This window comes from Pseudomonas sp. 05N434 (assembly GCF_056396965.1).
Genome location: NZ_JBFTMK010000310.1, coordinates 1 through 5,972, shown reverse-complemented (window position 1 = coordinate 5,972; position 5,972 = coordinate 1). Strand labels below are relative to the sequence as shown.

6 protein-coding genes are annotated in these 5,972 nt (G+C 61.0%); 4 read left to right on the top strand and 2 right to left on the bottom strand.

The window, feature by feature from the left end; translation table 11 throughout:
• The coding region (locus AC1DLB_RS18875) for a hypothetical protein (protein ID WP_477785430.1) at positions 1-467 on the bottom strand (467 nt) is incomplete at its 3' end.
• Positions 468-846: 379 nt separating this feature from the next.
• Between AC1DLB_RS18875 and AC1DLB_RS18870 the strand changes: the two genes are divergently transcribed.
• Positions 847-2,922 carry an AsmA family protein gene (locus AC1DLB_RS18870; RefSeq protein ID WP_477785429.1) on the top strand — a complete coding sequence of 692 codons (2,076 nt, stop codon included), beginning with the start codon at positions 847-849 and terminating at the stop codon, positions 2,920-2,922.
• A 25-nt stretch (positions 2,923-2,947) separates the two neighbouring features.
• Here the strand turns inward: AC1DLB_RS18870 and AC1DLB_RS18865 are convergent, their stop codons facing one another.
• Positions 2,948-3,892 (bottom strand): LysR substrate-binding domain-containing protein, encoded by a 945-nt coding sequence (locus AC1DLB_RS18865; RefSeq protein ID WP_477785428.1) that lies wholly within the window; start codon positions 3,890-3,892, stop codon positions 2,948-2,950.
• 121 nt (positions 3,893-4,013) lie between these two features.
• Between AC1DLB_RS18865 and AC1DLB_RS18860 the strand changes: the two genes are divergently transcribed.
• The 3 genes from AC1DLB_RS18860 to AC1DLB_RS18850 all read left to right on the top strand — a co-directional run bounded on the left by AC1DLB_RS18860 (position 4,014) and on the right by AC1DLB_RS18850 (position 5,957).
• Entirely contained in the window at positions 4,014-4,652 is a 639-nt protein-coding gene (locus AC1DLB_RS18860) for an FMN-dependent NADH-azoreductase (RefSeq protein WP_018928465.1), read from the top strand.
• Positions 4,653-4,958 (top strand): DMT family transporter, encoded by a 306-nt coding sequence (locus tag AC1DLB_RS18855; protein WP_007903452.1) that lies wholly within the window; start codon positions 4,653-4,655, stop codon positions 4,956-4,958.
• Positions 4,959-5,066: 108 nt separating this feature from the next.
• The gene (locus AC1DLB_RS18850; protein WP_430954328.1) at positions 5,067-5,957 is read left to right on the top strand and encodes an esterase/lipase family protein; all 891 of its coding nucleotides are present in this window, start codon (positions 5,067-5,069) and stop codon (positions 5,955-5,957) included.
• Positions 5,958-5,972: the final 15 nt, after the last annotated feature.

The following is a 5,972-nucleotide window of genomic DNA, read 5'->3' as shown; positions in this document are numbered from 1 at the left end:
GCGCTGTTGCGTTCGATCACACGGTCACCACCACCTTCAGCAAGGGTTTGGCCTTGTGGAGTGCGATCGGTACCGTCAGCGGCCAGGGTTTGGCCTTGTGGAGTGCGATCGGTACCGTCAGCAGCCAGGGTTTGGCCTTGTGGGGTACGGTCGGCACCGTCAGCAGCCAGGGTTTGGCCTTGTGGGGTACGGTCGGCACCGTCAGCAGCGAGGGTTTGGCCTTGTGGAGTGCGGTCAGTACCGTCAGCAGCCAGGGTTTGGCCCTGTGGAGTGCGATCCGAGCCATCCTGGGTGATCAGGCCTTTTTCTTTCAGGCGCTCGTTACCGTTGGCACCATCGGCAACGGTCTGGCTGAACACCGAGTGGCTGTCTTTGACTTGTGGAGTGGCCTGATCGGCAGCCGGCAGAGCAAAAGCGGTGCTGGCTAACATTGAGAGGGTCAGGCTAAGCAGTAATTCGCGTTTCATGATGGGTTGCTCCTTGGGAGGGCGATAAAGTGGGTACGAGTTCAATGCTACTCTCGATAAGTCGATATAAAAGTTCATAAACGCAATGGTAATAATCAACGGAATTGATTGTTTGGCCGAGCGGCTCTAGAACGGGCGTTTCCGGCGAACGTTTTTGCACTGAGGTGGGTATTTTCGACTCATTTTCGCCTCGCAAAAGTGCGGGGTCGGTAACGCTAAAAAGGGAGGGGCGAGACGGCTATTTGCGTTCGAATCGGCCTTCGGGTTAAACCTGCGGGCCGTTTTCCAGTCGTACATTTCATGGCAGGCCGGTTCTGGCCTAACGTTTCATCAGTGCGTCGCTGTCAGGGCGCTCAGTCGTATTCAGGAGCTCTGTGCAATGACGCGCACTCGTAAAATGCTTGCCTGGACCTCCGCCAGCCTCGTTGTGCTGCTGGCCGTCCTGGTGCTGATCATCGCGTTCTTCGATTGGAACCGGATCAAACCGCCCCTTAACGCCAAAGTCTCCGAAGAACTGCATCGTCCGTTCGCCATCAACGGCAACCTCGCGGTGGTCTGGCAGCGCGAGCCCGACGAAGGCGGCTGGCGGGCCTGGGTACCGTGGCCGCATGTGGTGGCCGAGGACCTGAGCCTGGGCAACCCGGACTGGTCGAAGCAACCGCAGATGGCCACCCTCAAACGCGTCGAGCTGCGTATTTCACCACTGGCCTTGCTGACACAGCGGGTGACGATCCCGCGCATCGACCTGACCGAGCCCAATGCCGACCTGCAGCGTCTGGCCGACGGCCGCGCCAACTGGACATTCAAGTTCGACCCCAAGGACCCGAATGCCGAGCCTTCTAACTGGGTGCTGGACATCGGTGCCATCGGCTTCGACAAGGGCCATGTCACGCTCGACGACCAGAGCCTGAAAACCCGCCTCGACTTGCTGATCGATCCGCTGGGCAAGCCGATTCCGTTCAGTGACATCGTCGGCGACAAAGCGGCGAAAACCGCGCTTGAGAAGGGCGGTTCGCCGCAGGATTACGCGTTCGCGTTGAAGGTCAAAGGCCAATACCACGGCCAGAATCTGGCTGGCCAAGGCAAAATCGGTGGTTTGCTGGCCCTACAGGATGCCGCCAAGCCGTTCCCGCTTCATGCGCAAATGCAGATTGCCGACACCAGCGTCGAACTGGCCGGCACGCTCACCGATCCATTGAACCTCGGCGCCCTGGATCTGCGCCTGAAACTGGCCGGTGCCAGCCTGGGCAATCTCTATCCGCTGATCGGCGTGACCCTGCCGGATACCCCGCCGTACGCCACGGATGGGCATTTGACCGCCAAGTTGCATGAGTCGGGCGGGGCGGTGTACCGCTATGAGGACTTCAACGGCAAGATTGGCGAGAGCGACATCCATGGCAACCTGGCTTATGTCGCGAGTCAACCGCGGCCCAAGCTCAGCGGGGCGGTGGAGTCCAATCAACTGTTGTTTGCCGACCTGGCCCCACTGATCGGCGCCGACTCCAATGCCAAGCAAAAGGCCCGCGGCGGTGAAAGCAAGCAGCCGGCGGACAAGATACTGCCGGTCGAGGAATTCAAGACCGAGCGCTGGCGCGATATGGACGCTGACGTCGAGTTCACTGGCAAGCGCATCGTCCACAGCGAAAAACTGCCGTTCAACGACCTCTACACCCATTTGGTGCTGACGGATGGTGTGCTCAGTCTCGAGCCCCTGCGTTTCGGCGTGGCTGGCGGCAATCTGGATGCGCAGGTTCGTCTGAACGGGCGCGCTGAGCCATTGGAAGGCCGGGCCAAACTGACCGCGCGCAAGTTCAAGCTCAAACAGCTGTTCCCCTCCATTGAACGGATGAAAACCAGTTTCGGTGAGCTCAATGGCGATGCCGACCTTGTCGRTCGTGGCAACTCGGTGGCCAAGCTGCTGGGCACCGCCGACGGCAATTTGAAGATGCTGATCAATGATGGCGCCATCAGTCGTGAGTTGATGGAGCTGGCCGGGCTCAATGTCGGCAACTATGTGGTCGGGAAAATCTTTGGCGACAAGGAAGTGAAGATCAATTGCGCGGCGGCCAATTTCGACATCAAGAGCGGTCTGGCGACCACGCAGTTGTTCGTCTTCGATACCGAGAACGCGATTGTCTACATCGATGGCACGGCGAACATGGCGACCGAGCAACTGGACCTGACCATCAGCCCGGAATCCAAGGGCTGGCGCTTGATTTCGTTGCGTTCGCCACTGTATGTGCGGGGTAAGTTCATCAAGCCGGATGCGGGGGTGAAAGCGGTGCCGCTGATGCTGCGCGGGGCCGGGATGGTGGCGTTGGGTGTGATTGCCGCGCCGGCGGCGGGTTTGCTGGCGCTGATCGCGCCGAGTGCTGGCGAGCCGAATCAATGTGCGCCGTTGCTGGAGCAGATGAAGGCGGGCAAGGCGCCGGTGACGGTCAAGCCCACCCGGTAGATCAAAAGATCTCAGCCTGCGGCCGCTACATTGGAACGCGTTCCCCTGCAGGAGCTGCCGCGGGCTTCGATCTTGGCAATAGACCAGACAATCGAGCTTCMTCCTGCAACCACGCAAAAAACGCCCGCACCGGCGGATGCCGTTCGCGCCCTGGAACGCACAGTGCGCTGTATCCGGCCCCGTCGACCTGAATCTCACCCCGGTAAGGCAGCAATAAGCCGCTGGCCACACTCTCCGACACCAGAATATTGCTCGCCAGCACCAAACCTTGCCCGGCAATGGCGGCTTGCAGGGCGTAATGCTCTTCGTCGTATTCACGCACCGCTGGCTGTCCGGCCAGCCAGGTTTCGCCGGATTGCGCGCACCAGGCTTCCCAGCCGTGGGCATACAGTTTGGAGTTATGCCACTGCACGCTGATCAGGGTGGGTACCCGACGGGTCGCCAGGGCCACTTGTTCAGGCGAGCCATAAACCCCGAAGGATTCGTCGAACAGGCACAACCCATACAGGTTCGGGTAGTCGTCTTGGCTGTAGCGCAGCACCAGATCGACGCTGGCGTCCTGATGCAAATCGATGACTTCGCAGTGAGTGTCCAGCCGCACGCTGATGTGCGGATGCCGGGCATAAAACCGTCCCAGCCGTGGCACCAGCCAAAGGGCGGCGAAAGCGGCGGTGGTGGAGATCGTCAGGCTCGTGCCGCTGCGTTGCGGGCGCAAGGTATCGACGCTTTGCGCCACCTCCAGCAGGGCGCCATGCAGGCTACGGAACAGCCGTTCGCCGCACTCGGTCAGGCGCACCTGGCGTGGCAGTCGTTCGAACAGCGGCACGCCGAGCCAGTTTTCCAGGGAGCGGATCTGGTGGGAAACCGCCGTCGGCGTCACGGACAGCTCTTCGGCGGCAGCCTTGAAACTCAGCAGGCGCGAGGCGGATTCGAAGGCCCGCAGGGCGGTCAACGGCAACGAGGCAAACATTTAAAACTCCATGGGTGAAATAGATTCATCCAGACTGATTTTTGCTCATTTGAAGGCAGGCGGCTGTGCGCTTCAAGCTGCAGCCACAAGCCGTTTCAGTTTAGCCCTTAAGGAGATTCAGATGAGCACAATTCTTGCCATTCACGCCAGCCCCCGTGGTGAACGCTCTCATTCGCGGCGGTTGGCCGAGGTGTTTCTTTCAGCCTGGCAGGTCCGTAACCCGCAGTCGCAATTGACCCGCCGTGAAGTCGGCCGGGCGTTGATCCCGGCCGTCAACGAAGCCTTCGTAGCGGCTGCTTTTCATCCGGAGCCTCAAGCGCGACCGTTGTCGATGCAGGCCGACCTGGCACTCAGCGATGAGTTGGTGGGGGAGTTACTCGGTCATGATCTGCTGGTGATTTCCACCCCGATGTACAACTTCAGCGTGCCCAGTGGCCTCAAGGCCTGGATCGACCAGATTGTGCGGCTCGGACTGACGTTCAATCACACCCTGGACAACGGCATCGCGCAGTACGAACCGCTGGTGCGGGGCAAGAAGGCGTTGATCGTCACCAGTCGCGGCGGGTTTGGCTTCGGCCCCGGCGGTGAGCTTGAAGCGATGAACCATGCCGACCCGTTGCTGCGCACGGCACTGGGGTTCATCGGCATCACTGACGTCACGGTTGTCGCCGCCGAGGGCGAGGAGTCCGCCGAGCGCACCTTCCAGGTTTCCGTAGCCGAGGCCGAACAGCGTTTGCTGGCGCTGGCCAGGGAGTTCTAGATGGCCTGGCTGTTCCTGCTGATTGCCGCCGGGTTCGAGGTCACCTTCGCCATGGGCATGAAATACGCCGAAGGCTTCACCCGGCTCTGGCCTTCGGTGATCACCGTGGTGGCGGCCGTGGGTGGGATCTATTTCCTGACCTTGGCCATGCGCGAATTGCCGGTGAGCATCGCCTACCCGATCTGGACCGCTATCGGTTCACTGGGCACGGTGTTCCTCGGCTTTGCGCTGCTGGGCGAAAGCCTGACCGCGCTCAAACTGGTGTCGGTCGGGCTGATTGTGGCGGGCGTGGTGGGGTTGAAGTAGGGTGGATGTCATAGATTGGTCACCGGGTTGTCATCTTGGGTGGCGATGCTTGGCTGAGGCCTTGCATCCAGCCTTGCTTCATCTCACCGACCACAAGGATGTTCATCCATGTCGCAAGGCTCTGCCACGCGTTACCCGTTGGTGCTGGTCCCGGGGATGCTCGGGTTTATTCGTCTGCTGCTCTATCCGTATTGGTTCGGGATCATTTCGGCGTTGCGCCGGGACGGTGCAACCGTGATCGCGGTGCAGGTTTCGCCGCTCAACTCAACCGAGGTGCGTGGTGAGCAATTGCTGGCACGAATCGAGGAAATCCTGCGCGATACCGGGGCCGAGAAGGTCAACCTGATCGGCCACAGCCAGGGCTCGCTGACCGCTCGGTATGCTGCGGCAAAACGCCCGGACCAGGTGGCGTCAGTGACCTCGGTGGCCGGGCCCAATCACGGTTCGGAGCTGGCGGACTACCTGCACGATCACTATCCGGCTGACAGCGCCAGGGGACGGCTGCTCAGTTTTTTACTGTGGTTGATCAGCGCGTTGATGTGCCTGCTGGAAACCGGTTATCGCGGGCCGCGACTGCCGGTGGATATCCCGGCTTCGCACCAGTCGCTGACCACGGCCGGCGTGGCGCTGTTCAATCAGCGTTATCCACAGGGGCTGCCTGACACCTGGGGTGGGCATGGCCCGGAAGTGGTCAATGGCGTGCGCTATTACTCCTGGTCCGGGACTTTGCAGCCGGGCAAGACCGATCGCGGGTGCAACCTGTTCGACGGCACCAACCGCAGTTGCCGGTTGTTTGCCAGAACCTTCGTGCGTGAAGCGGGGCATTGCGACGGGATGGTCGGGCGCTACAGCTCACATCTCGGGACGGTGATTGGCGATCAATACCCGATGGATCACTTCGATATCGTCAACCAATCCCTGGGGCTGGTGGGCAAGGGGGCAGAGCCGGTGCGGTTGTTTGTCGAGCATGCCGCGCGGTTGAAGGCGGCAGGCGTTTAAGCCCTGTGGCGAGGG